The 22710-nt window shown below is 71.9% G+C and carries 16 protein-coding genes; 8 read left to right on the top strand and 8 right to left on the bottom strand.

From position 1 onward, the window contains the following. Positions 1–33: 33 nt before the first annotated feature. The 4 genes from PKF00_RS40285 (at position 34) to PKF00_RS40270 (ending at position 7382) form a co-directional block, all read left to right on the top strand. The gene (locus tag PKF00_RS40285; RefSeq protein WP_271223031.1) at positions 34–1023 is read left to right on the top strand and encodes an acyl-CoA dehydrogenase family protein; all 990 of its coding nucleotides are present in this window, start codon (positions 34–36) and stop codon (positions 1021–1023) included. Between the two features lie 236 nt (positions 1024–1259). Next, positions 1260–2600 (top strand): C40 family peptidase, encoded by a 1341-nt coding sequence (locus tag PKF00_RS40280; protein WP_271223030.1) that lies wholly within the window; start codon positions 1260–1262, stop codon positions 2598–2600. Between the two features lie 274 nt (positions 2601–2874). Next, positions 2875–5967, top strand: a complete 3093-nt coding sequence (locus PKF00_RS40275; RefSeq protein ID WP_271223029.1) for an AfsR/SARP family transcriptional regulator — start codon at positions 2875–2877, stop codon at positions 5965–5967. A gap of 347 nt (positions 5968–6314) precedes the next feature. Continuing rightward, a complete protein-coding gene (locus PKF00_RS40270) occupies positions 6315–7382 on the top strand; it encodes a nucleotide disphospho-sugar-binding domain-containing protein (RefSeq protein WP_271223073.1) in 1068 nt (355 codons plus the stop codon). A 64-nt stretch (positions 7383–7446) separates the two neighbouring features. On the opposite strand, the gene PKF00_RS40265 is transcribed toward PKF00_RS40270, so the two are convergent. The 5 genes from PKF00_RS40265 to PKF00_RS40245 form a co-directional block, all read right to left on the bottom strand. Continuing rightward, complete coding sequence (locus PKF00_RS40265) at positions 7447–9546, bottom strand: M4 family metallopeptidase (RefSeq protein WP_271223028.1); 2100 nt, start codon at positions 9544–9546, stop codon at positions 7447–7449. A 360-nt stretch (positions 9547–9906) separates the two neighbouring features. Then, positions 9907–10971, bottom strand: coding sequence for an NAD(P)H-dependent flavin oxidoreductase (locus tag PKF00_RS40260; RefSeq protein ID WP_271223027.1), 1065 nt, complete (start codon positions 10969–10971; stop codon positions 9907–9909). 147 nt (positions 10972–11118) lie between these two features. Next, positions 11119–11871, bottom strand: coding sequence for a CoA-transferase subunit beta (locus tag PKF00_RS40255; protein ID WP_271223026.1), 753 nt, complete (start codon positions 11869–11871; stop codon positions 11119–11121). Then, positions 11868–12725 carry a CoA transferase subunit A gene (locus PKF00_RS40250; protein WP_271223025.1) on the bottom strand — a complete coding sequence of 286 codons (858 nt, stop codon included), beginning with the start codon at positions 12723–12725 and terminating at the stop codon, positions 11868–11870. Before PKF00_RS40250 ends, PKF00_RS40255 begins: the two co-directional genes overlap by 4 nt. Then, positions 12722–13471: an enoyl-CoA hydratase family protein gene (locus PKF00_RS40245; RefSeq protein ID WP_271223024.1), complete on the bottom strand. Its 750-nt coding sequence runs from the start codon at positions 13469–13471 to the stop codon at positions 12722–12724. The genes PKF00_RS40250 and PKF00_RS40245 overlap by 4 nt, the downstream gene beginning before the upstream one ends. A gap of 108 nt (positions 13472–13579) precedes the next feature. On the opposite strand from PKF00_RS40245, the gene PKF00_RS40240 reads away from it, so the two are divergent. Beyond that, positions 13580–14482 carry an SDR family oxidoreductase gene (locus PKF00_RS40240; protein WP_271223023.1) on the top strand — a complete coding sequence of 301 codons (903 nt, stop codon included), beginning with the start codon at positions 13580–13582 and terminating at the stop codon, positions 14480–14482. A 197-nt stretch (positions 14483–14679) separates the two neighbouring features. Then, a complete protein-coding gene (locus PKF00_RS40235; protein ID WP_271223022.1) occupies positions 14680–15462 on the top strand; it encodes a 2-keto-4-pentenoate hydratase in 783 nt (260 codons plus the stop codon). Between the two features lie 131 nt (positions 15463–15593). Here the strand turns inward: PKF00_RS40235 and PKF00_RS40230 are convergent, their stop codons facing one another. Both PKF00_RS40230 and PKF00_RS40225 read right to left on the bottom strand, forming a co-directional pair. After that, complete coding sequence (locus PKF00_RS40230) at positions 15594–19004, bottom strand: ATP-binding protein (RefSeq protein WP_271223021.1); 3411 nt, start codon at positions 19002–19004, stop codon at positions 15594–15596. 32 nt (positions 19005–19036) lie between these two features. Continuing rightward, positions 19037–19390: a hypothetical protein gene (locus tag PKF00_RS40225; protein WP_271223020.1), complete on the bottom strand. Its 354-nt coding sequence runs from the start codon at positions 19388–19390 to the stop codon at positions 19037–19039. A 359-nt stretch (positions 19391–19749) separates the two neighbouring features. On the opposite strand from PKF00_RS40225, the gene PKF00_RS40220 reads away from it, so the two are divergent. Beyond that, positions 19750–20796, top strand: a complete 1047-nt coding sequence (locus tag PKF00_RS40220; protein ID WP_271223019.1) for a magnesium transporter CorA family protein — start codon at positions 19750–19752, stop codon at positions 20794–20796. A gap of 211 nt (positions 20797–21007) precedes the next feature. Here PKF00_RS40220 and PKF00_RS40215 read toward each other — a convergent pair whose 3' ends face one another. Beyond that, positions 21008–21862, bottom strand: coding sequence for a MerR family transcriptional regulator (locus PKF00_RS40215; RefSeq protein ID WP_271223018.1), 855 nt, complete (start codon positions 21860–21862; stop codon positions 21008–21010). A 34-nt stretch (positions 21863–21896) separates the two neighbouring features. Between PKF00_RS40215 and PKF00_RS40210 the strand changes: the two genes are divergently transcribed. Continuing rightward, positions 21897–22460 (top strand): hypothetical protein, encoded by a 564-nt coding sequence (locus tag PKF00_RS40210; RefSeq protein WP_271223017.1) that lies wholly within the window; start codon positions 21897–21899, stop codon positions 22458–22460. Positions 22461–22710 lie beyond the last annotated feature (250 nt).

Raw genomic sequence — 22710 nt, 5'->3', positions numbered from 1 at the left:
GGCGAGCACGGTGACGACAACCCGGAGGCAACGGTGAAGTTCATCCTCGACGCCGAGCAGCGGCTTTTCGGCGAGACCCTGCACGAACTGCTGGCCAAGGCGGACACCCCGGCCGTGATCCGCGCCTGGGCCGCCGGGACCCACGAGCCCGGCCTCGCCCTGTGGCGCTCGCTCGCCGAGGCCGGCGTCCTCGCCGTGGCCGTGCCCGAGGCCTTCGAGGGCGCGGGACCGCTCCCCGTCGAGCTGGTGACCGCCTTCCACGAGCTCGGACGGCACGCGGTGCCGGGGCCGTACGCCGAGACCGTCGCGGCCGCCGTGCTGCTCGACCGGCTCGGCGACGGGGAGCTCGCGGGCGCGTGGCTGCCGCGGATCGCCGCCGGCACGGCCGTCGTCTCACTGGCGCTGCCCCCCGCGATGCCGTACGGCCTGGACGCCGACGTCGCCGGCCTCGTCCTGGTCGCGGACGGCGACGAGCTGCGCGGCGCGACTCCCGGCGTGGTCCGGACCTCGCTGGACCCGGCCCGCAGGCTGTTCCCCCTCACCCCGGACGCGCCGCTCGCCTCTGGGCCCGAGGTCCGCGCGGCGGCCTCCGCGGCCTACGACATGGGGGCGCTGGCCTGCGCCGCGCAGTTGGTGGGCCTGGGACGCAGGCTGCTGGAGACCACGGTGGAGTACGCCACGGCGCGGCGGCAGTTCGGACGGCCGATCGGCGAGTTCCAGGCGGTCAAGCACCACCTCGCGAACGCGCTCGTCGGCCTGGAGTACGCCCGTCCGCTGGTCCACGGCGCGGCGCTGGCCTCGGGTTCGCCGACGTTCGCCCGTGACGTGTCGGCCGCGAAGGTCGCGGCGTCCGAGGCGGCCTACGCGGCGGCCAAGATCGCCCTACAGGTGCACGGCGCCATCGGCTACACCGACGAGTACGACCCCAGCCTGTGGATCCGCAAGGTCAGGGCGCTGCACTCGGCATGGGGCTCCCCCGGCGACCACCGGGCCCGCGTGGTCGCCGCGCTTCGGAGGAGCTGACGCGGCGGGTGACGTCCCGCCCCTCGGCGGCCGGTCCAACGGTGGTCCGGCCTCGCGGGCGGTCTTGTCCATAGGCGGTCTTCAGGCGGTCTCGCCGCCCTGTAGGCGGGTTGCAGCCGCCTTCCAGCGGCGCTCACGAACCTGGTCATGCCAGAACGACGACAGGCATGGACCACGGGGAGCGAACCGCGCGTCGCCGCCGGTGCGCCGTGCCGCCTACGTGTCAGGACACCACCATGAACGGGACCGCCAGGCTCCGCCTGCTGCTGACAGCCACCACCGCCGCGCTGACCTGTGTCGCCGGAGCCGTGCCCTCGAGCGCCGCGACCTCGGCCTCGACCGCCGTGACCGGCGCCCTCCACGCCAGGGCAGGGTGCGACACCTATCCCGAGAACAGGCCGACCTCACGTGACGAAGCGCTGGTCCGGGCACAGAGCTGGATCGACGAGAGAGTGCCCTACAGCCAGTCGGCCTGCCATCGGAACGGGTACGGAAACTACCGCACGGACTGCTCGGGCTACGTCTCCATGGCGTGGGGACTGCGGCGGTCCTACACCACGAGCACGCTCGAACAGGTCTCCCACGAGATCGCCCGGTCCGACCTGCGCCCCGGCGACGCGCTGAACCGGCCGGGGGTCCATGTCGCGCTCTTCGTCCGCTGGGCCGACGAGGCTCGGACGACGCCGGTCGTCAGGGAGCAGGCGGGCCCCGACGGCTCCCCCACCGCCGAGCGCACCTGGAGGGCGTCGACCGCGAACGCCTACACGCCGATCCGTTACGACAACATCGTCGACACGGCGCCCGGGTCGTCGCTGTCCGGCGACGGCAGGGCCGACATCGCCACCGTCATGCCCAACGGCGACGTCAAGGCCTGGCACAACGGGGCGGGGTTCAGCCACATGCCCTGGGACGCCGACGCCGTCATCGGCCTCGGCTTCACCAAGGACAACCTCCACTTCGCCGACCTCGACGGCGACGGTGACAAGGAGATCATCGCCGTCATGCCCAACGGCGACGTCAAGGCCTGGCGCAACGGGGCGGGATTCGGCCCGATGCCCTGGGACGGCGACACCGTCATCGGCCTCGGCTTCACCAGCGACAACCTCCACTTCGCCGACCTCGACGGCGACCGAAAGGCCGAAATCATGGCCGTCATGCCCAACGGCGACGTCAAGGCCTGGCACAACGGAAGAGGATTCAGCCACATGCCCTGGGACGCCGACACCATCGTCGGCCTCGGCTTCACCAAGGACAACCTCCACTTCGCCGACCTCGACGGCGACCGAAAGGCCGAAATCATGGCCGTCATGCCCAACGGCGACGTCAAGGCCTGGCACAACGGAAGAGGATTCAGCCACATGCCCTGGGACGCCGACACCATCGTCGGCCTCGGCTTCACCAGCGACAACCTCCATCTCGGCGACCTCGACGGCGACGGCAGGGCCGACATCGCCGCCGTCATGCCCAACGGCGACGTCAAGGCCTGGCACAACGGAAGAGGATTCAGCCACATGCCCTGGGACGCCGACACCGTCATCGGCCTCGGCTTCGCCAAGGACAACTGCTGGCTCGTCTGAACACGGAAAACCCCGAAGGTGGGCCACCGGACCGGCGGCCCACCTTTATACGTTAATAACCGGATATTTCATTTCGCCATTTTGTCGCACGCAGGTCAGGCCAGGCCGGCAGGCCGAATTCAGCGCGAACCGGCGGCCAAGCCGATAAACTCCAGAGGCGAAAACCGGCGCGCGACCGCTTTCCGGGCGCGGGTCAGGGGCCTCGGAAAAAACAATGTGCCGTTTCCCGGGACAGCGGTCATTGTTGTGGCATGAATGCGATGGGAAACGTCACATGCGCGTCCTGATGCTCGGTCCGGTCGAGGTCCGGGCGGACGACCGTGTGGTGAACCTCGGCGGCGCCAAGCCCAAGGCGCTGCTGGTCGCGTTGACGCTGCAGTCCCGGCAGGTCGTGTCCATCGAGCGGCTCATCACCCTCATCTGGGACGAGTCGCCGCCCCGGTCCGCCACGGCGCTGGTGCACACCTACGTCTCGTCGCTGCGCCGGGGTCTCGCCACGATCGGACGGCAGTCGGCGCTTCTCACCCGTCCCCCCGGATACCTGCTGGACGTCGAGCGGGCCGACAGCGATCTGGAGACCTACGAACGGCATCTCCACCTGGCCAGGCGGTCGGAACGCCTCGGCGACCACGCCGAGGCGTTCCGGCGCTACGAGCAGGCGCTCGGACTGTGGCGCGGCCCCGCCTTCGGCGGCGTCGACACGAGGTTCGCCCGTGCCAGGGCCTCCGCCATGGAGGAGGACCGGCTGACCGTCGAAGAGGGGCTGGCACGGTGCGAGCTGGCCCGGGGCAGGGCCGCGGAGAGCGCCTCGCGCATGGCGCGGCTGACCACCGCGCACCCGTTGCGCGAGGAGGCCCGCGCGCTGCTGATGCGCGCGCTGTACGAGAGCGGCCGCCAGGCCGACGCCCTGGCCGTTTACCAGGAGGGCCGCCGGCGTCTCCTGGACGAACTCGGCGTCGAACCCGGCGAGAGGCTCAGGGAACTGCACGGCCAGGTGCTCAACGGCAGACTCGCCCCGTTCGTGCCGGCCGTCCGCGCCGGCGTGGAGACCACGGCCGCGACGGTCACGGGGCGGCGCGCGGCCGTGGTGGACCAGTACACGGCTCCCCGGCACCTGCCTCCCGACATCGGCGACTTCATCGGGCGCGCGGAACAGCTGGCCGGCCTGCGACGGCTCGCCGAGCACGCCACCGCCGTCTCCCGGACGGCGACGCCGACGGTGGTGATCTCCGGATTCGGCGGTGTCGGGAAGTCGACGCTCGCCGTGCACGCCGCCCACCTGCTGCGGGAGAACTATCCCGACGGCCAGTTGTTCGCCGACCTGCGGGGGGCGGACCGGGACCTCGGCGTCCGAGACGTGCTGGGCCGCTTCCTGGGCGCGCTCGGCGTCCGCGGGGCCGAGCTGCCGGACACGACGGAGGACCGCGTCGAGCTCTACCGGCGCAAGGTCGCGGGCAGGAGCCTGGTGGTCGTCCTGGACAACGTCAGCGGCGAACACCAGGTCCGCAAGCTGTTGCCCGGCTCCCCGCGCTGCCTGGTGATCATCACGAGCCGGTCCCGGCTGACCGGCCTCGAGGGCGCCGAGCTGGTGGACCTGGACTTCTTCTCCGTCGACGCCTCGCTGGAGATGCTCAGCACGATCATCGGACCCGAGCGGGTCGCGGCCGACCCGGGCGCGGCGGCGACCATCGCGCGGCTGTGCGGAGGCATCCCCCTGGCGATCCGCGCGGCGGCCGCCAAACTGCTGGCCCGGCCGCACTGGCCGTTGCAGGCGCTGGCCGACAGGCTTTCCGACGAGCGGCGCAGACTGGACGAACTGGCCGTGGGGGACGTGGCGATCAGATCGAGCCTCGGGCTCAACTACGCCGAGCTCGACGGCCCGCACCGGCGCGCCTTCCACCTGCTCACCCTGCTCGACCTGCCCGACTTCGGATCCTGGCTGGCGGCTCCCCTGCTGAACGTCCCGCTCGACGACGCGGAGGACGTCGTCGAGCACCTGGTGGACCTGCGCCTGCTGGACGTGGCGGGAATCGACGCCCTCGGACGGGTCCGCTACCGGTTCCACGATCTCGTGCAGCTTTTCGGCGCCGAACAGGCCGCGCGCGAGCCGGTCGACGAGGCTCTCGAACGCATGCTGGTCACCTGGATGTCGCTGGTCGAGGTCGGCGCCCGTCACCTGCCCCGGGTGACTCTCGGAGCGTGGCGGTCGCCGGCGCCACGGACCGACCTCGATTCCCGGCTGCGCGCCGAGGCGGCGGAGAACCCCGCCGACTGGCTGAAGTCGGAGACGGCGGCGGTGGTCAGGGCCGTTGAGCGGGCACACGAACTGGGTGTCGACGGGACGGCCACGACGCTGATCGCCTCACTGCTGTCATCGCCGTTCGCGGCACGCAACGAGTTCGACGGCTGGCAGCGAACGCTCGACGTGGCGCTGTCCGCGGCCAGAGGCTCGGCGGACCTCGGAGCCGAGGCCGCGGTGCTCGCCGGTCTCGGACAGCTCTCCTACGAGAAGGACGACTTCACCGCGGCGCTGCGCCGTTTCCGGCAGGCGTTGGGGCATGCCGAAGCCGTCGGCGACGAGATCACCCAGGCGGTCGCCCGGGTCGGGATCGGCACCGTGCACCGGGATCTCGGCGAGTTCGCCCAGGCCGTCGAGCACCTGGGCGCGGGAGCCCGGATCGCCGGGCGAGTGGGCGACCGCGGCGTGACGGCCGCCGCGCTCTACGGCCTCGGCGCGGTCAGCAGGGACAACGGCGACCTGGAGTCGGCGGCCGACTCGCTGAGCAGGTGCATGGAGCTCTACCGCGAGCTGGGCGACCGGCGTGGCGAGGGGCTGGCACTGCGCGGGCTGAGCCTGTGCCATCGGGCGAAGGACGAACCCGGCCCGGCCGCCGAGCTGAGCGGGCGGGCGAAGGCGATCCTGCGCGACGCCGGTGACCCGCTCGGCGCCGCGTACGCACGCCAGTCACTGGCCAAGGCCATGATCCGGCAGGGCCGCACGACCGAGGCGGCCGGCCTGCTCGAGGTGTGCGTCCGTTTCTTCACCCAGCAGCGTGACCGGTTCGGCGTCGCGCTGGCCACCAGGACGATGGGCGAGCTGGAACTGGCGCGGGGACACGACGACCGCGCGCGCGTCCTGCTCACCGACGCGCTCGGGCAGTGGAGCGAGCTCGGTCTCCCCCTGTGGCAGGCTCGCACGCTGCGAGACCTCGCCGCCGCGGAGTCGGCGTCCGCTCCGGAGCACGCGGAGCACCACTGGAACAGGGCCAGCGCCTTGTTCGGCGCCCTCGGCGGCAGGGAGGCCGCCGAGCTCGCCCTGTCGAGCCCGCGAGCCTGGCTGGACCGGGTCAGGGTGGGACGCCCCTGAGGGGGTGAGGCGTCTCAGCCCCGTGCCGTGCCGGCCGGGCCGGCCTCGTAGGCGACGATCGCGAGCTGGGGGTGGACCGCCGCGACCCTCGCCTTCATGGTCCTGATCATGCTCTTCGGTCGCAGGGGATGACGTCCGGCTTCTCGGCCCCGAGGGGACGTCTCGGCCGGATTCGCCGGGATTCGCGGGAAAACCGCCGATCACCTCTTGATCACCTGGATGACGTTCGCTTGACTTGACCCCGGAAAAGCAAAGTCCGGCAAAACAGGTGTCAACCGACAGAGGGGACCTGTCACACCATGCACGTGCTTTTCATACCCGCCCCTGGAATAGGCCACGTGTTTCCGATGGTGCCGCTCGCCTGGGCCTTCCGCCTGGCGGGGCACGAGGTCACCGTCGTCACAGGAGGGGACGGCCTGGCGGCCCGTGACGCCGGCCTGGTCACGCTGGACGCCGTACCCGGCCTCACCACGGCACGGATGGTCGCCGACTTCCTCAGGGACAGGCCGGAGCTTCTCGAGTCGATGCACGACCTGTCGGCCGAGGAGATGAGGAAGCGCATGCCGCTCGCCATCTCGATGTGGGACGGCTACGTCGACGAACACGTCCGGATCGCCGAACGGCTCCGCCCGGACTTGGTGGTCTACGACCCGATATTCACGGCCGGGCCGGTGGCCGCCGCCAGACTGGGCGTGCCGTGCGTCGCGCACAACTTCGGAATGGCCAGGTTCGAACCGGAGATGTTCCGTGAGCCGCCCGCCGACGCGGCGTTCCACCGGAACGGGGTCGCGGTGCCCGACCGGATCGAGACGATCGACGTCGCCCCGCCCAGCCTGCTGGAGGGGACGCCGTCGAGGTGGACGATGCGTTACGTCCCCTACAACGGCGGCGGGGTGCTCCCCGAATGGCTGCTCGACCCGGGCGACCGGCCCCGGGTCGCGATCACCCTGGGCACGGTGGTGCCGGAGACGCACGGACTCGGCGAGTTCGAGCGGATCATCGCGGCGGCCGGGGAGGTGGACGCGCAGTTCGTCGTCGCCGTCGGCAACAAGGACCTCTCCGAACTGGGCGAGCTTCCGCCGAACGTGCGGGCGACGGGCTGGGTCCCGCTGGGCGCGCTCCTGCGCCACTGCGTCGCGGCCGTCCACCACGGCGGCGCGGGAACCGCGCTGACCTGCTCCGCGCTGGGCGTCCCCCAGCTCATCCTGCCGAACGGCGCCGACCGCCACCTCAACGCCGACGCGCTGAGCGCCAGGGGCAGCGCGCTCTCGGCGCGGATCGAGGAGCTGGACGCGTCGCTGATCGACGTCCTGCTGACCGACGAGGGGCTGCGCTCGGCCGCCGGGGAGGTCAGGAACGAGATCGAGTCCCTGCCGACCCCGGCGGAGCTGGTGCCCGAGCTGGTGAAGCTGTAGGGACGTGTCCCCCGTCTGACGGGTGGGCCGCGTCGCGCGGCTCACCCGTCAGACAGGAAAGGGGTCAGGACGGCCGGCCGGCGCGGACCTTCGTCCACAGGGCGGGCGTCCTGGGCGGTTCCCAGCCGGGCAGGGACAGGTGGCGGATCCTGCACCGGTAGGTGGCGCCCTTGTAGGTCACCTGGTCGCCGGCCTTGTAGGAGGTGTAGGGCTTCCACGCGGGAACGGCGGGCGGGGTGACGGTCACGGTGTAGGCCGCCGAGCGCACGACCGACCCGGTGGCGGTGACGGTGATCGAGTAGACGCCCGGCGGGGTCGTCGCGGACGTGGACAGCGTGATCGTGCTGCTGCCGTCGGTCTCGACGACGGGGGGCTGGGCCGTCACGGTCGCGCCGGACGGCGCGCCGGTGAAGGAGAGCGAGACCTGCTGACGCTGCCCCGAGGTGGTCGTGGTCGTCAGGACGGTGGTGGCGGTCCGGCCCGCCTCGACGGTGGAGTCGGGGGACGCGAGCCGGACGGAGAAGTCGTTGGGCACGCAGTCGGGCTCGCCGGGCGTCGCCGGCACGGTGACGGCGTCCCAGGCCGCCTTGACCCGCCGCACCTCCTCGCATCCGGGATACAGGGCCAGCGCGGACTGGACGGTGGCCTGGCGGGCCTTGACGTAGGTCCAGGGCGCGGTCTTGAGGTGGAGCCCGCTCATGAAGATCTCAGCGGCCTTGCGAAGGCCCACGCCGGTCACGCCCTCGCCCGCGCAGACCGGGCTGGCCGGCTTGCCCGCGGGGGCGCTGCCCTCGGCGAGCAGGTAGAACCAGTGGTTCTGCACGCCCGCCGCGGCGTAGGTGTCCCCGCTGGGGAACGGCTCGCTGTAGCACGGCGTGCCGCCCAGGGCGGCCGGGTCGTACATGTTGCGCAGCGGCCCTGGACCGAAGAAGTCGACCTTCTCGCCCAGCAGGTAGTCGGGCTCGTCGATCGCGGCCGGGTGGTTGACGTAGTGCTCGGTGAGCGTGCCGAAGATGTCGCCGGTCGACTCGTCGAGGGTGTAGGCCTCCGGGTCGCCGCCCCGAGGGCCCCCGGTGAACTGGAAGATCGCGTGACCGAACTCGTGGCCGACCACGTCCAGGGAGCCGATCAGCTTGGTGCCCGACGTGTTGCGGCCGATCTCGACCTCGCTGCCGCTCCAGGTGGCGTTGGGCTGCCTGTTCCCGACGAGGATCGGAAAGCCGTTGCCGTTGCCGTCGAAGCCGTCGCGGCCCAGCCACTCGCGCACCATGTCCCATTCGCGCTGTGCGGCGAAGAGGGCGTCGACGCAGGAGGTCTCCATGTCGGTGGGCGAGGCGTTCCCCCACTCGTCGTCGGCGCCGTCGATGGGGACGTTGTCGACCCTGCTGCACCGGAGGCCGGGCCGCTTCGGGTCGACGAGGGTGTGGGCGCCGGGTGAACCGGAGGTGTCGATGTGGACGGGGTCGCCGTTGTAGTAGCTGTGGCCGACGCCGTGGCGCACGTCGTCCCAGCGGTCGGCGATCGAGCCGTCGCGGGCGTCGACGTACACGTGGAGGTTCGCCGCCCCGTCCTTCGAGGAGCCGCTGACGACGGTCTCCCAGGTCAGCCGGGGGCGCGCGCCGGCGGCGTGCACCGTGAGACGCGGCGCGGTCTGGCCGGTGACGGAGGTCAGCAGGCCTCTGGCGATGTCGCGGGCCCGCTCCGCGGTGACGGTCGGCGTGGTCTCGACGCCGTCGAGGCCGCGGCGCTGGCCGGTCGTGACGGCGGTGACCGCGGTGCCGCCGCGGTCGGTGGCGACGATCACGTCACCGCCGAAGACCGGAAGTCCCCGGTGCAGGCGCTTGTAGGTCAGGTACTGCAGGCCGCGCGGCCCGAAGGCGACGGTCGGGCGCTCGAAGGTGTCGCCGGCGCCGGCCCGCAGAGCGGCGGCCCTGTCGGTGAGGACCCGGCCGGCGGTGTCGAGCGCGCGGCTGCGGGCGCGGTCGTCCGGGGGCGCGTGCAGGGCGGGGGGCGCGGCCTCCGTTCCCTGACTCGAGGGCGGCGCGGTGACGGCCGCGAGGCGGGTGGGAGCGGCAGAGGCGGGCGGGGCGGCGTGCAGCACGCCGACCGCCAGCGCCCCCGCCGCGAGTAATGCCACAGTGCGCGAGCTGCTGTTCGATCTCACTGTCGATGACTCCTCGTGGGGTTCCTGAGTGGGAGGAAACCTGGGAGCCGGACGAGCCGGGCTCACCTCAAGGTGGCACCGAAGATCGAACTCGAGTAGCTAACACCTTCCCATGCCATGGCGTTATGGCCCGCCTCCGCGGCGCGTGAAGGAGCACCGAAACCGGGCCGACGTGCCGCGATCCGATCTCCGCACCGGCCGTGGCGGGCTGTGCCCCCGGCCGGAACGGGCGGTGTCCCGCCGCCGACCCGAGCGAGCCGGGTTCCGCGGCCGGGCGGGACCGCTCGGCCGACCGGGCGGGACTCCTCGGCCGGGCGGAACCGGAGGGGCGCCTCAGTCGGCCGGAACCGGAGGGGCGCCTCAGTCGGCCAGGTTGGCGCCGAGACCGCGCAGGACGTCCGCGGCCTGGGTGACGACGGCGTCGATCAGCTCCTCGCAGGAGGGCAGGTCGTCGATGAGCGCGACCACCTGGCCCGAGGCCATCACCCCGAGATCCGGCCTGCCGTCGACCATCGCCGCCTTGAGCAGCATGGGCGTGTTGGCGGCCATGAGGACCTGGGACCAGCTGAGCTCCTTGCCGTGTTTCATGGCCAGGCCGTCCCGGATCATGCCCGGCCACGACATGCCCGAGACGCGGCGGAACCTGGCGGCGTTGCGCACCGCGCGGACCAGCCCTGACAACCTGCCCGAGCTCTCCAGCGCGTTCACCAGCGGTGTGCGCAGCACCCGGTGCGGCATGCCGTCGACCTGGCGGGTGACCACGGTATCCGACGTGCCGAGGTAGAGCCGCTTCACGGCGTCGGGCACCGAGCTGTCCGAGGTGAGCAGGAAGCGGGTGCCCATGGCCACGCCCGCCGCGCCGTACGCGAGCGCCGCGGCCAGGCCCCGGCCGTCGAAGAAGCCTCCCGCGGCGATCACCGGGATGTCGACCGCGTCGACGACCTGCGGAAGCAGCAGGGTGGTCGCGACGGCTCCGGTGTGACCGCCGCCCTCGCCTCCCTGGACGAGCACGGCGTCCGCGCCCCAGGCCGCGACCTTCTCCGCGTGACGCCGCGCCCCGACCGAGGGGATCACCACGACGCCCGCGTCCTTCAGCTTGGCGATCAGCTCCTGGCGGGGGGCCAGGGCGAACGAGGCGACCTTCACCCGCTTCCTGATCAGCAGGTCGATGCGGTCGCCCGCGTCGGAGGCGTCGGCGCGCAGGTTCACCCCGAAGGGCGCCTCTGTCCGCGAGCGGACCTCCTCGATCGCGGTGGCCAGCTGGTCGAGGGTCATGGTGGCCGAGGCGAGGATGCCCAGGCCGCCCGCGTTCGCCACCGCCGAGACCAGCCGGGGGCCGGCGACCCAGCCCATGCCCGTCTGCACGACGGGGTGGCGGACCCCGGTCAGCCGGGTCAGCGGCGTGTTCAGCACCTGGTCGGTCATGCCCGCCCCTTCCTGTCCCGTGTGACCTCCGGCGCGGGAGTCCCGGTCGTGGTCCGGCCTCCCCCGCGCGGTGACGTGCTCAGGCGGCACACCCCGTTCATGCCCCGGCCTCGCCGTCGTACGGCGCGGCGGGGCCGAGCGCCTCGATCACGCCCGGACCTCCCTGTCCCGCGACGACCTCGGGTCGAGCACCTCGCGGATCAGCCTCAGCTCCTCGTCCGTCGGCAGCCGGGTCTCGGGGACGTCGCCGCCGACGACGAGCTCGAAGCCCGTGGCGGCCACGACCTGCTCGACGTCCACGCCGGGGTGGACGGAGACCAGCCGCATCGAGCCGTCCGGCGTGCCGAAGTCGAAGACTCCCAGGTCGGTCACCACGCGGCGCAGGTCGTGGAAGCGGGACGCGTGCGCGCCCAGCTCCGCGGCGCGGTCGTGGCCGACGCCGCTGACCACGTCGACCCTGGGGACGAACACCCGGGTGGACTGCCTGGGAATCCAGTAGCTGGTCGGGTTGCAGATCGTGTTGCCGGGAGCGCCGCGCACGCCGAGCAGCTGCGACTTGGGCCGCTCCCACTCGCCGACCGCCGAGATGTTGGTGTTGCCGTGCCTGTCGATCTGCGAGGCGCCCATCATCACGTGCCTGCGTCCGTTCTGCACCAGCCACAGGTGGTCGCGGAAGGGCATCCATCCCTCGGCCGGGCCCGCGGGCGCGCCGAACGGCACCGGCTCCGCGGTGAGCAGCGCGCCGCCGTCCGTGGTCAGCAGTCCCGGCTCGAAGGTGAGCCGGGCGAGCCTGGCTCCCAGGATCGAGCAGGTGCCCATCGCCGCCGCCAGGATCTCTCCGTCGCCACGCCAGGCCTCGGCGCAGGCGACCACACAGATCTCCGCACGGGTCACGCTCATCGTGCCTCCTCCTCACGCCAGCGCCGTACCGCCTCCTGGTAGGCCGCCTCGTCCCCGGACAGGAACCGCTCTGTGAACGCCGCCCACGCCTGCGGGTCGGCCGCCGAGGCCGCGTAGTGCCGCTGGAACGCCTCGTCACGGCTCCGATCGGGGCCGCAGTCGGTGAAGTGGCCGCCGTTCGGCGTCTCCACGACTCCGGTGACGTGCATGCGGCTGACCAGCAGGGTCTGCGGCGGGCCCTCGAGCTTGCCGGGGTCGACCAGGCGCTCGCAGCTCACGTAGCAGCGGGCCGCCGCCTTGGCGAACAGGTCGTCCATGTAGGGGTCGACGCCGAGGTACTGGCCGTTGCCCCGGGTGTCGGCCCTGTCCATGTGGAGCAGCGCCACGTCCAGCGTCAGCGCGGGCACCGCGACCAGTTCCTCTGCGTCGTCGTACGGCGAGCGAACGGTGCGCAGCCCCGGGTTGACCCGCATGACGTCGGAGCCGAGGCCCGCCCTGGTCGGCAGGAACGGCAGCCGGTGCGCCGCGGCGAGCAGGCCGAACATGAACATGCCCTCGTCGTACTCGGCGAACTCGACCGCCCCGCTCTGCCGGGCGGCCCTGAAGTGCGGTTCGAGGGGGATCGAGTCGAGGGTCACGAACGGGGCGACCACCTTGCGGACCTTGCCCGCCGCGCACAGCAGGCCCACGTCGGCGCCGCCGTACGACACGATCGTCAGGTCCGTCAGCTGGGAGCGGTGGATCGCCCTGACCAGGGCCATCGGCTTGCGTCGCGAGCCCCAGCCGCCGATCCCGATCGTCATGCCGCTCTCCAGCGACCCGACGATCTCCTCGACCGACATCGTCTTGTTCATCGCGCTCCCTCCGAGACGAAGGTGTCGCGGTGCCGGTCCCCCGCGCCCATCAGGTTGAGCTCGAAGGTGAAGCCCTGCTCGAAGCGGTAGCTGCGCTTGACGTCGATCGGGTCGATGCCGTTCAGCGACTCCTTGGCCCGCCGGATGACGTAGGGGTCCTTGTCCGCGATCTGGGCGGCGACCTCCAGGGCGGCCTCGCGCAGCCGGTCGCGGGGGACGACCTCCAGCACCGAGCCGAAGGCGTGCAGCTCGGCGGCGGTGACGTTGCGGCAGGTGTAGACCATGGCGCGCATCAGGTGCTGGGGGACCAGCCTGGCCAGGTGGGTGGCCGCGCCGAGCGCGCCCCTGTCCACTTCGGGCAGCCCGAAGTACGCGTCGTCCGAGGCCACCACGACGTCGGCGTTGCCGACCAGCCCGATGCCGCCGCCGAGGCAGAACCCCTGCACCGCGGCGATCACCGGGACCTCGCAGTCGTAGACCGCGGCGAACGCCGCGTAGCAGCCGCGGTTGGCTCCGACCAGCGCGTCGTGCCCCGTGGTCGCCTGCATCTCCTTGATGTCCACTCCGGCGTTGAAGCCCCGGCCCTCCGCGCGCAGCACCACGACGTGGGTCCGGGGGTCACGCCCCGCCTCCTGTACGGCCCGCGCCAGCTCGAACCAGCCAGAGACGGTCAGCGCGTTGACCGGGGGCGCGTCCACGACGACCTCGGCGATGCCACCGCTGTGGTTCCTGGTGGAGATTCCCATACGCTACCTTTCCACCAAACATTTGTTAGAAATAAACGTAGCAGAAGGGGCGGCATCCTGACCTCCCCGGATCCCGGTCGTCACCACCGTCAGCGAGGAGAGCTGAGAATGATCTGCAAGGACCGTGTCGTCGTCGTGACCGGCGCGGGGCGTGGCCTCGGCCGCGCCCACGCCCTGGAGTTCGCCCGGCAGGGCGCCAAGGTCGTGGTCAACGACCTCGGTGTGAGCGCCTCCGGCGAGGGCGGCTCGGAGGGGCCCGCCCACGAGGTGGTCGAGGAGATCCGCGCGATGGGCGGGGAGGCCGTGGCCGACGGCTCCGACATCGCGACGGACAGCGGCGCCAGGCGGCTGGTCGCCACCGCGCTGAAGTCCTTCGGCGGGCTGGACGTGCTGGTCAACAACGCCGGATTCCTGCGTGACCGCATGCTGGTGAACATGTCGGAGGAGGAGTGGGACGCGGTGATGCGCGTCCACCTCAAGGGCCACTTCCTGCCGCTGAAGCACGCCGGGCTGCACTGGCGGGCCGAGGCGAAGGCGGGCCGCCCCGTGGACGCCCGGGTGATCAACACCTCGTCCGGAGCGGGCCTGCTCGGCAGCGTGGGACAGGGCAACTACTCAGCGGCCAAGGCGGGCATCGTGGGACTCACCCTGGTCGCCGCCGCCGAGCTCGGCCGGTACGGCGTGACCGTCAACGCGATCGCCCCCGCCGCCCGCACCCGGATGACCGAGCAGGTCTTCGCGGCCACGATGGCCGCCGTGGCGGAGGGCGCCTTCGACGCCATGGCCCCGGAGAACGTCTCCCCCCTGGTCGCCTGGCTCGGCTCCGCCGAGTCCCGCGACGTGACCGGGCGGGTCTTCGAGGTCGAGGGCGGCAAGGTCTGCGTGATGGAGGGCTTCCGGCACGGGCCGACCACCGACATCGGCGCCCGCTGGGACGCGGCCGACCTCGGCCCCGAGATCACCGGCCTGCTGCGCGAGGCCGCGACGCCGGAGCCCGTTTACGGCGCCTGAGCCGTCGACGCCCCGGCCTCCCGTGGCCCCGGCCGCCTGACGGGCCCCGGGGCTCCCCGCCCCGCCGCCCGGGACACGCCCGCGCTCCCCGGACCCGCCAGGTCACCGGGGAGAACGGTCCCCGGAAACGGGGGTTTCTCCCATTGAGCGGGAAACGAGAAGGTGGCGGCCGGTGGGACCGGGTTAGCGTTCACCGCATGCTCACCCAGGACCGACGCCGCGAGGCAGCCGACCGGCTGCTCGCGGCCGAACTCGACCGCGCGCCGATCGCACCGCTCACCGAGACCTTCGACGGCATCGACGTGGTCGACGCCTACGAGATCCAGCTCGTCAACATCAGCCGCCGCCTCACCGCCGGGGCCGTCGTGCACGGCCACAAGGTGGGGCTGTCGTCCAAGGCGATGCAGGAGATGATGGGCGTCGACGAGCCCGACTACGGGCACCTGCTGGACGACATGGCCCTGCGCGAGGACGTCCCGGTGCAGGCCGACCGCTACTGCTACCCCAGGATCGAGGTCGAGGTCGGCTTCGTGCTCGGCGCCGACCTGCCGGGGCACGGATGCACCGAGGCCGACGTCCTGGCCGCGACCGCTCGCGTCGTGCCCTCCCTGGAGCTCATCGACAGCAGGATCCGCGACTGGCGGATCGGGCTGGCCGACACCATCGCCGACAACGCCTCCTCCGCCGGTTACGTGATCGGCGAGGGCGTCTCCCCCGAAGGCCTCGACCTGACCGGGATCGTCGCCACCCTCCGCCGCGACGGCGAGGTCGTCGCCCAGGGCCGCTCGGACGCCGTGCTGGGCAACCCGGTCACCTCCGTCGCCTGGCTGGCGCGCAAGGTCGCGGGCTTCGGGGTACGGCTGCGCGCCGGCCACGTGATCCTGCCCGGCTCGTGCACCCGCGCGATCGACGTGGCCGCGGGCCAGACCTTCACCGCCGACTTCACCGGCCTCGGCTCGGTCTCACTGACCTTCAAGTGACCCCGGACAGGTGACCCCGGACAGGTGACCTTGGGCCACGGGTGACGGCCCGGCCGGACCGCGGCGTCCGGCCGGGCGGAACCGGGACCGCGCGAGGCCGTCGACCGGATGCGGCGGGTACGGGGTCGTCCTCAACCGTCCGCGAGGAACTCCCGGGCGAGCGCTATCACGGCGTCCGGCTGTATCCGGGCGACGACGTCCAGCCCGATCCTCCACGAGACCTCGCACAGTGCCTGTGCCACGAGTCGCCGGGCACGGGCCGGTTCCGCGAACCGGGCCACCCGTTCCAGGGCGAATGCCTGATCACGGGGGTCGGCGACGGCTCGGGCGAAGGTCTCGGCGCGGTCGACGTCCCCGGACTCCGCCATCACGGCCGCCAGCTCCGCCGAGGCCGAGGCCAGCGTATGGAGTCCGGCGACGGCTCGTTCGAGGGTTTCGGCGCGGTCGAGGTCACCGGAGTGCGCCACCGCGATCACCAGCTTGGACAGGGCCCACGCCCGCTGGTCGTACGAGTCGGCGTCGGATCGGCTGTGGGGCTCGGCCTCCTCGACGAGCCGGCGCGCCCGGCCGAGGTCACCGGACTTCGCCGCCGCGGTCGCCAGCTCGGCCAGGGCGCAGGCTCGCTGGTGGGCGACGACGATGGATCGTGCGAGCTCCTCGGCATGATCGAGATCGCCGATCTCCGTCACCGCGGCCGTCAGCTCGTCCAGAGCCCGTGCCTGCTCCTGGACGTCGGCGACGGCGCGTGCGAGGGACTCGGCCTCCTCGACGAGCCCGCGCGCCCGGCCGGGATCGCCCGACTTCGCCACCATGGTCGCCAGCCCGGCCAGAGCCCTGGCCTGATGGCGGGGGGCGGTGATGGATCGCGCGAGAGTCTCGGCGCGGTCGAGATCGCCGATTTCCGCCACCGCGGCCGTCAGCTCGGCCAGCATCGCGGCCTGGCCGGAGTGGTCGACGACGGATCGTGCGAAGGTCTCGGCCTCCTCGGTGAGCCGGCGCGCCCAGTCGGGATCGCCGAGCTGCGCCACCGCGGCCGCCAGCTCGACCGGGGCCAGGACTCGCTGGTAGGGGTTGGTGATGGACCGGGCGAGCGATTCGGCCTTCTCGGCGAGCCGGCGCGCCCGGTCACGATCGCCGAGCTGCGCCACCGCGGCCGCCAACCCGACCAGGTCCAGGCTCTGCCGGTAGGAGTCGGTGATGGACTGCGCGAGCGACTCGGTCTCCTCGGCGAGCCGGCGCGCCCGGCCGGGATCGCCCGACTCCGCCACCGCGGCCGCCAGCTCGGCCAGAGCCTCGGCCCGCCCCCTGCGGCCGGTCGTGGATCGCGCGAGAGTCTCGGCGCGGTCGAGATCACCGGACCGCGCCGCCACGCTCGCCAGTTGGGTCAGTGCCACATCCTGTAGATCGGAATAAGGGGTGGACCGGGCGATGGTCTCGGCGCGGTCGAGATCACCGGAGTGCGCCGCCACGGCCGCCAGCTCGATCAGAACCACGGCTCGCTGGTAGGGGTCGGTGACGAGTTGCGCGAGCGACTCGGTCTCCTCGGCGAGCCGACGGGCCCGGCCGAGATCGCCCGACTTCGCCACCGAGACCGCCAGCTCGGCCAGAGCCAGACTCCGGTCGTAGGGGTCGGTGATGGGCCGTACGAGGATCTCGGCCTGCTCGACGAGCCGACGAGACCGATCCGGATCGCCGGCTTCCGCCACGGGAGCCGCCAGCCACCTCAAGATGGAGGCCTGCTCGTAAGGGTCGGCAATGGAACACGCGAGTGCTTCGGCCCGGTCGAGGTCACCGGACCACGCCGTCATCGCCGCCACCTCGGCCAGAGCGCCGTCCCGCCCCTCGGGGTCGGCGATGGATCGCGCGAGGGTCTCGGCCTCCTCGGAAAGACGGCGCGCCCAATCGGGATCGCCCGACTCCACCGCCGCGCTCGCCAGCCCGGCCAGGGCTCCGATGCGCGCTCTGCGACCGACGGCGGCTCGGGCGAGGGTCTCGGCCTCCTCAGCGAGTCGGCGGGCCCGGTCGAGGTCGCCGGACTCCACCGCCGTGACCGCCAGCCCGGCCAGGGCTCTGACCCGCCGTTCAGCGGAGGTGATGGACCGTGCGAGCGCTTCGGCGCGGTCGGCGTGGCCGAGCCCGGCCCACACCGCGGGCAGCCCGGCGGGAACGTTGGCGTTGCGGTCGGTCAACCGGTTGCGTGCGACGGTCAGGCGCGTCATCGCCGACAGGTCCGGTGCGGCCTGGCGGCGGATCAGACGTTGAACGGCGGTGATCTCGGTGAGGGCTCCGACGTCACCGCCGGTGACGTCCAGCATTCGATCGTGACGAGCCTGGTCGGCGGCGACGGCCGCCATCCGGTCGTGATCGTCCGTGCTCTGCAGGAGGCGGTAGTACCCGCGCAGCAGATACTCGGGGGTTCCCGGAGGCCAGCCGCGATCACGGTAACCGTCGGCCCATGCGTGCAGCCGCCGCCGATGCCCCTCCAGCCGCGCGTCGCCGAGATATCGGGCGGCGGTGTTCTGCAGCTCCTCGTGCGCCAGCACGTACACCGTCGGCGACGTGCCCGGCTGCCACTGGCCGGCCCGCTCGGCGAAGGTCCGGCCCGACACGGCGCACAGGTGCTCCTCGACCTCGGTGCCGGACAGACCGGTGAGTTCCGCCAGGTCCGGGCCGCTCAGGCCGCCGCCGGCCGCGACGACCAGGCCGAGCAGACTCTGCTCGGCCGCGCTCCCGTGGAGCAGCCGTTTCAGCTCCCGCTCCGCGTCCGCCCTGATCACCTGGGCGTCCCGCGACTCCTTCAGCGGCCGCACGACACGGGGATCACGCAGCGGATGGTCGTCGGGGACGTCCGACGGCACCGGGGGGTGCGGCCGCCCGGCGACGATCACCCGCGTCCCTTCGGGGGGCTCCGCGGGAAGCAGCGCCGCGATGCTGTACGCCTCGGGGCCGACGACCACTCCCCGGTCCTCGTCCAGGCCGTCGACGACCAACGCCAAGGATCCGCCCCCCGCCCGGCGGATCTGCGCCGCGCGCTCGAACAGGTCCAGGAAGTGGGCCTCCTTGAGGGTGTCGGTCAGAAACGTCGGCAGCGACTCGCCGACCACCTCGGCCAGTTGCTCCAGAACCGCGTCGACGAACGCGCCCCGATCGCTCTGTCCCGCGAAGCGGGCCGTGACGAAGAACGACACCACCCGCACCCCGGGCGGGGGGTTGAGCACGAACCACGACATCAGCGCCGACTTGCCCGCCCACGCGGGAGCCTGCCACCACACGTACGCGGGCCCGTCGGCGGCCGTGCAGAACGCCGCCAGCTCCGCCAGCTCCCTGTCTCGCCCCAGCAACGTCCGCGGGGCGATCCGCCGCACCTGCTGCCGGTACGCCGATCGGGTCACGGGCGCGGGCGCGGAGAAGAGGTGAATGTCACCGTGATTGACGCCGCTGATCGCCACCCCGCCGCCGACGGCCTTGGCCTCCCCGCTGTTCCTGGTCGTACTCTTCAGCGATCCACCGCTCTTCAGCGCCCCACCACCGAACATCGACACGTCCGCCTCATCGTTTCCTCACGTCCGCCCCGCTAGGTCAGGCGGACGCCGCTGGTGGCGTCTCCGCCCTCGGAGGCGTCGGCGTCTCCGGTCCTCTCGACGACGATCTCTCCCGCCGCGGCGGCGACCGCCCCGCTCACGCCGGTCACCGCCTGGCCTCCGGGGCCGGAGACCGCCTTACCCGTGCCGGAGACCCGGACCCTCGTCCTCGTCCCCGTCCCCGGCAGCGCCGCCCACACCGCGACCCCCACCGCCGCCAGCGCCCCCAGCGCGGACACCGCGGTCGCGATCCGATCGGCCTGTTCCCACCGGATCACGGTGAACACGACCCCGAACACCGCCACGACAACGCATGTGACCGCCAGTACCCCTCGCCGTGCGCCCATCCCGCCATCATCTCTCATGGCAAACCCAACCATCACGATCTTTCCGGAACGACCGCCGGCACGCCCACCGTTCCCGGCCGCCGGCCGGGCGAGGAAGCGGAGCCAGGCTCCACACCTTCACGGCACCGTGGACACCGCCGACGACCGCCACCGGACGGCCGTCCACCTGCGCCGAGGCGCCCAGCCCGTAGACCTCGAGCTCCGACACCGATCCACATACGAAGACCGGACGCCGATTTGAAGTCCCTGGTCGTGGACGAGGACGCGGACCTTGACACTATCGAGTCGATAGGGCCAGGTCAGTCCAGAACGCTGGACTGACCGACCCGCGCCAGGATCGCGTGAGGGGTGGGAGCCGGATGGACGTTCGTCTGGTCACCGGTGAAGGGGTCGAGGAGCGTCCCGTCGAGGAACTGGCGGCGCTGCTTGAGCGTGAGGACGGCCTGGTCTGGGTGGACGTCCCCAGCTGCGACGAGGAGGCCGTGCGTGTGCTGTCGGAGGTGTTCGGCTTTCATCCGATGGCGGTCCAGGACTGCGTCGTACGCAACCGTGTGCCCAAAGTGCACGCCTATCCAGACCAGATGTTCGTCGTCCTGCACGCCCCCGCACGAGGCAAACGCGGCCACGTGCACTACATCGAGCTCGACCACTTCGTCGGCCGGAACTATCTGGTGACCGTCCACGGACCGATCAACCCGGAGGCCGAACCGGGAATCGCCCTGCGTGAGACCCGTGCGGTGCTTGCGCGGATCGTGGCGGGGCGGCTGCGTCCCGCCACCCCCTTCGAACTGGCATACGCGATCGTCTCTGCCCTGATTCGCAACCAGGAGGCCTACGTGGAGACGGTCACCAGCGACGTGTGGCGGCTGGAGCAGCAGGTCACGGGCGGACGGGTCGGCGATCCCGAGGAGTTCCTCAATGAGTTGTTCCGTGCCCGCCACGGGCTGCTCGCCGTACGCACCATGGGCGCGCTGGGCGGCGCGATCTACGGGAGGATGGCCAACCTCCTCCGTGTCTCGCCCGAAGGGCAACGACTGGTGGTCGACATCGAGGACCAGTTCGACCGAATCCGCAGCCTGGCCGACGGCGAAAGGGAATACCTCCAAGGGGTGATCGAGTTTTATCAGACCGTCCTCACCATCAAGGCCGCGCTGGTCGGCCAGGCGCAGAACGCGGAGGTCAAGCGTCTGACCGAAGCCAGCTACACCCAGAACGAAGAGATCAAGAAGATCTCCGCGTGGGCGGCGATCTTCTTCGCCCCCACTCTCGTCGGCACCGTGTACGGCATGAACTTCATCCACATGCCGGAGCTGCATTGGATCGTCGGCTACCCGTTGGCACTGTTCCTGATGGCGCTGGGGTCCGCTGCGCTCTACATGGTGTTCAAACGGCGAGGGTGGCTGTGACCGCCGCTGACATGTGTCCAGGACTCCAACGTTGGCAGGCACCAACGTCAGGCTAGGTGACCCCTCCAAGTGGGCCGCCTGCCAGACGGGCCTGATCCCGACCGGGGAGTAGCTTCACGGATCCCGCCGTACGGTTCACGCTCAGCTCCTGGGCGTGAACCGTCCTGCTGTCCGGCCCCGGTTCGGCGAGCGGAAGGCGTTCGAAGAGCGGTCAGGCCGAAGGGGTGTGCCGTTGGGGGTGTACGGATGCTTCAAGGACGACGGCGTGAGCGCCTTCGGCGTCGATGAGGTGTTCTTCCACGGTAGGGCCGGTGATGGACAGGTGGTGGCGGTGCAACCAGCCGAACAGCTCCTGCCCGGCGCGGATCACGTCTGTGGAAGGCGGAACGACGGCTCGCACGACGGATCGAGCGGGCAGGGTGAGCTGCTCGCCGTCGCGATCGACGGTCACCGCCGCCGTGAACCCGCCGACCGGCTGCCCGCGCAGCCAGGTCAGCAGGGTCGCCGGCGGTGCCGGGCACACGGCGGCGAGCTCAGACGGATGATCGAGATGCAGTCGGCGCACGCGTAGGCGGCGCGATCTCATCGCGGTCTGCTGAGGCAGGATCGACATCGGCGTGGTGAGGTGGTCCTCGGCATGAGCCGCAGTGGCGGCCAAAGCGGCGATGTCACGCTTGATGCCCGTCACGATCTCGGACAAGGCCTGTCGCAGCTGCGCCTCGGGAGCGTCCAGCAGATCGGCGATCCGGCGCAGCGGCAGGCCGAGGCGTTGCAAGCCGCGGATGCGTTCCAGCCGTGACAGCTCGGCCACGCCGTACCAGCGATAGCCGGTGGCTCGGTCCACCGCGGCGGGAGCCAGCAGCCCGATCCTGTCGTAATGGCGCAGGGTACGTTCGGACACGCCGACCATGCGCGCCAGTTGCCCGATCCGCCACACGGTGGCCTCCTCTCCTTTGGCATGTTGACTCTGCCCCTGCGGCAGGGTCCTACCGTCACCGTCCATGACCGATTCGAACCCTCGGACCCGGCTTACCGGTGTCCTGCTGTTGACCTCGTTGGTGGCCATGATTGCCGGTGCGGCCATCGTGGTGCCATCGGGGTTGACCCTGAATTCGGCCGACCCTGCCGCCGCGCTGGCCGCGGTGGCTGAGTGGTTCGGACTGCATCTGACCGAGCTGGCCTTCGACGTGCTGGGCTGGCTGGCACTGACCGCGGCCGGGCTCGTGATGTCCGCTCGCTCCGCCCAGGCACCCGGACCGCACCTGGAGACGCTGGCCGGCGGACTGCTGGCCGCCGCCGGGCTTGCGGGCCTGCTTCATGACGCCGGGAACCTGGCACTGACTCAGCTGGCCGCTGACCCCGCCGCCCCGGCGGCCGCCACCGTGGCCTGGGCGGTGCTGCTCACCGCCAAGTGGGCGGTCAACCTGGCCGGGCTGCTGTGGGTCGCCGCCACCGCCGCCGCAGCGGTCGGCGTCCCGATGTCCACCGGGCTCCGCATCGCCGGCGCGGTCGCCGCGATCTCAGGCTTGGCCGCGGTCGCGCTTCCGTGGACGACCGGGACCGATGGGCCGACGGCGGCGCTGGAACAGCTCGGATACGCCCTCCACCTGCCGATCATGATCTGGTACGGGGCGCTGGGCTGGCAGTACCTGCGTAACCGGTGACCGGCGCCCGTGAACTTGTACGCCCTTTTGCCTGGGCGGCTCTGAGCGAGGCGCCGAGGAGGCCGGGGTTGCGGGCCAGTGCTCCGGCCTGCAGGCCGGGAGTGAGGGCCCGCGCGGGAGTGCCCGCCAGGGCGCGAGCGTGCCCCGACCTTCCCGCCGATGACGTTCTCCGGGCGCAGGTAAGGCTGGTCTGCGACATGGCGGCCTCCTACGACATCGGTCGGGCCTGATCGCTCAGCGGTTTGCACGC

Source organism: Streptosporangium carneum (assembly GCF_027922005.1).
In the GTDB taxonomy this organism is placed as follows: domain Bacteria; phylum Actinomycetota; class Actinomycetes; order Streptosporangiales; family Streptosporangiaceae; genus Streptosporangium; species Streptosporangium carneum.
Note: the sequence above shows the minus strand (reverse complement) of the source record. Positions and strands in the feature narration are given on the sequence as shown.

Bases quoted from the DNA above. Each gene is read 5' to 3' on its own strand.
- PKF00_RS40260 (WP_271223027.1), bottom strand. From the start codon at position 10,971: ATGACCGACCAGGTGCTGAACACGCCGCTGACCCGGCTGACCGGGGTC.
- PKF00_RS40235 (WP_271223022.1), top strand. From the start codon at position 14,680: ATGCTCACCCAGGACCGACGCCGCGAGGCAGCCGACCGGCTGCTCGCG.
- PKF00_RS40245 (WP_271223024.1), bottom strand. From the start codon at position 13,471: ATGGGAATCTCCACCAGGAACCACAGCGGTGGCATCGCCGAGGTCGTC.
- PKF00_RS40225 (WP_271223020.1), bottom strand. From the start codon at position 19,390: ATGGGCGCACGGCGAGGGGTACTGGCGGTCACATGCGTTGTCGTGGCG.
- PKF00_RS40255 (WP_271223026.1), bottom strand. From the start codon at position 11,871: ATGAGCGTGACCCGTGCGGAGATCTGTGTGGTCGCCTGCGCCGAGGCC.
- PKF00_RS40220 (WP_271223019.1), top strand. From the start codon at position 19,750: ATGGACGTTCGTCTGGTCACCGGTGAAGGGGTCGAGGAGCGTCCCGTC.
- PKF00_RS40275 (WP_271223029.1), top strand. From the start codon at position 2,875: ATGCGCGTCCTGATGCTCGGTCCGGTCGAGGTCCGGGCGGACGACCGT.
- PKF00_RS40215 (WP_271223018.1), bottom strand. From the start codon at position 21,862: ATGGCCACCAACGAGGTCAACAGCAGGACACCGGTAAGCCGGGTCCGA.
- PKF00_RS40270 (WP_271223073.1), top strand. From the start codon at position 6,315: ATGGTGCCGCTCGCCTGGGCCTTCCGCCTGGCGGGGCACGAGGTCACC.
- PKF00_RS40250 (WP_271223025.1), bottom strand. From the start codon at position 12,725: ATGAACAAGACGATGTCGGTCGAGGAGATCGTCGGGTCGCTGGAGAGC.
- PKF00_RS40240 (WP_271223023.1), top strand. From the start codon at position 13,580: ATGATCTGCAAGGACCGTGTCGTCGTCGTGACCGGCGCGGGGCGTGGC.
- PKF00_RS40280 (WP_271223030.1), top strand. From the start codon at position 1,260: ATGAACGGGACCGCCAGGCTCCGCCTGCTGCTGACAGCCACCACCGCC.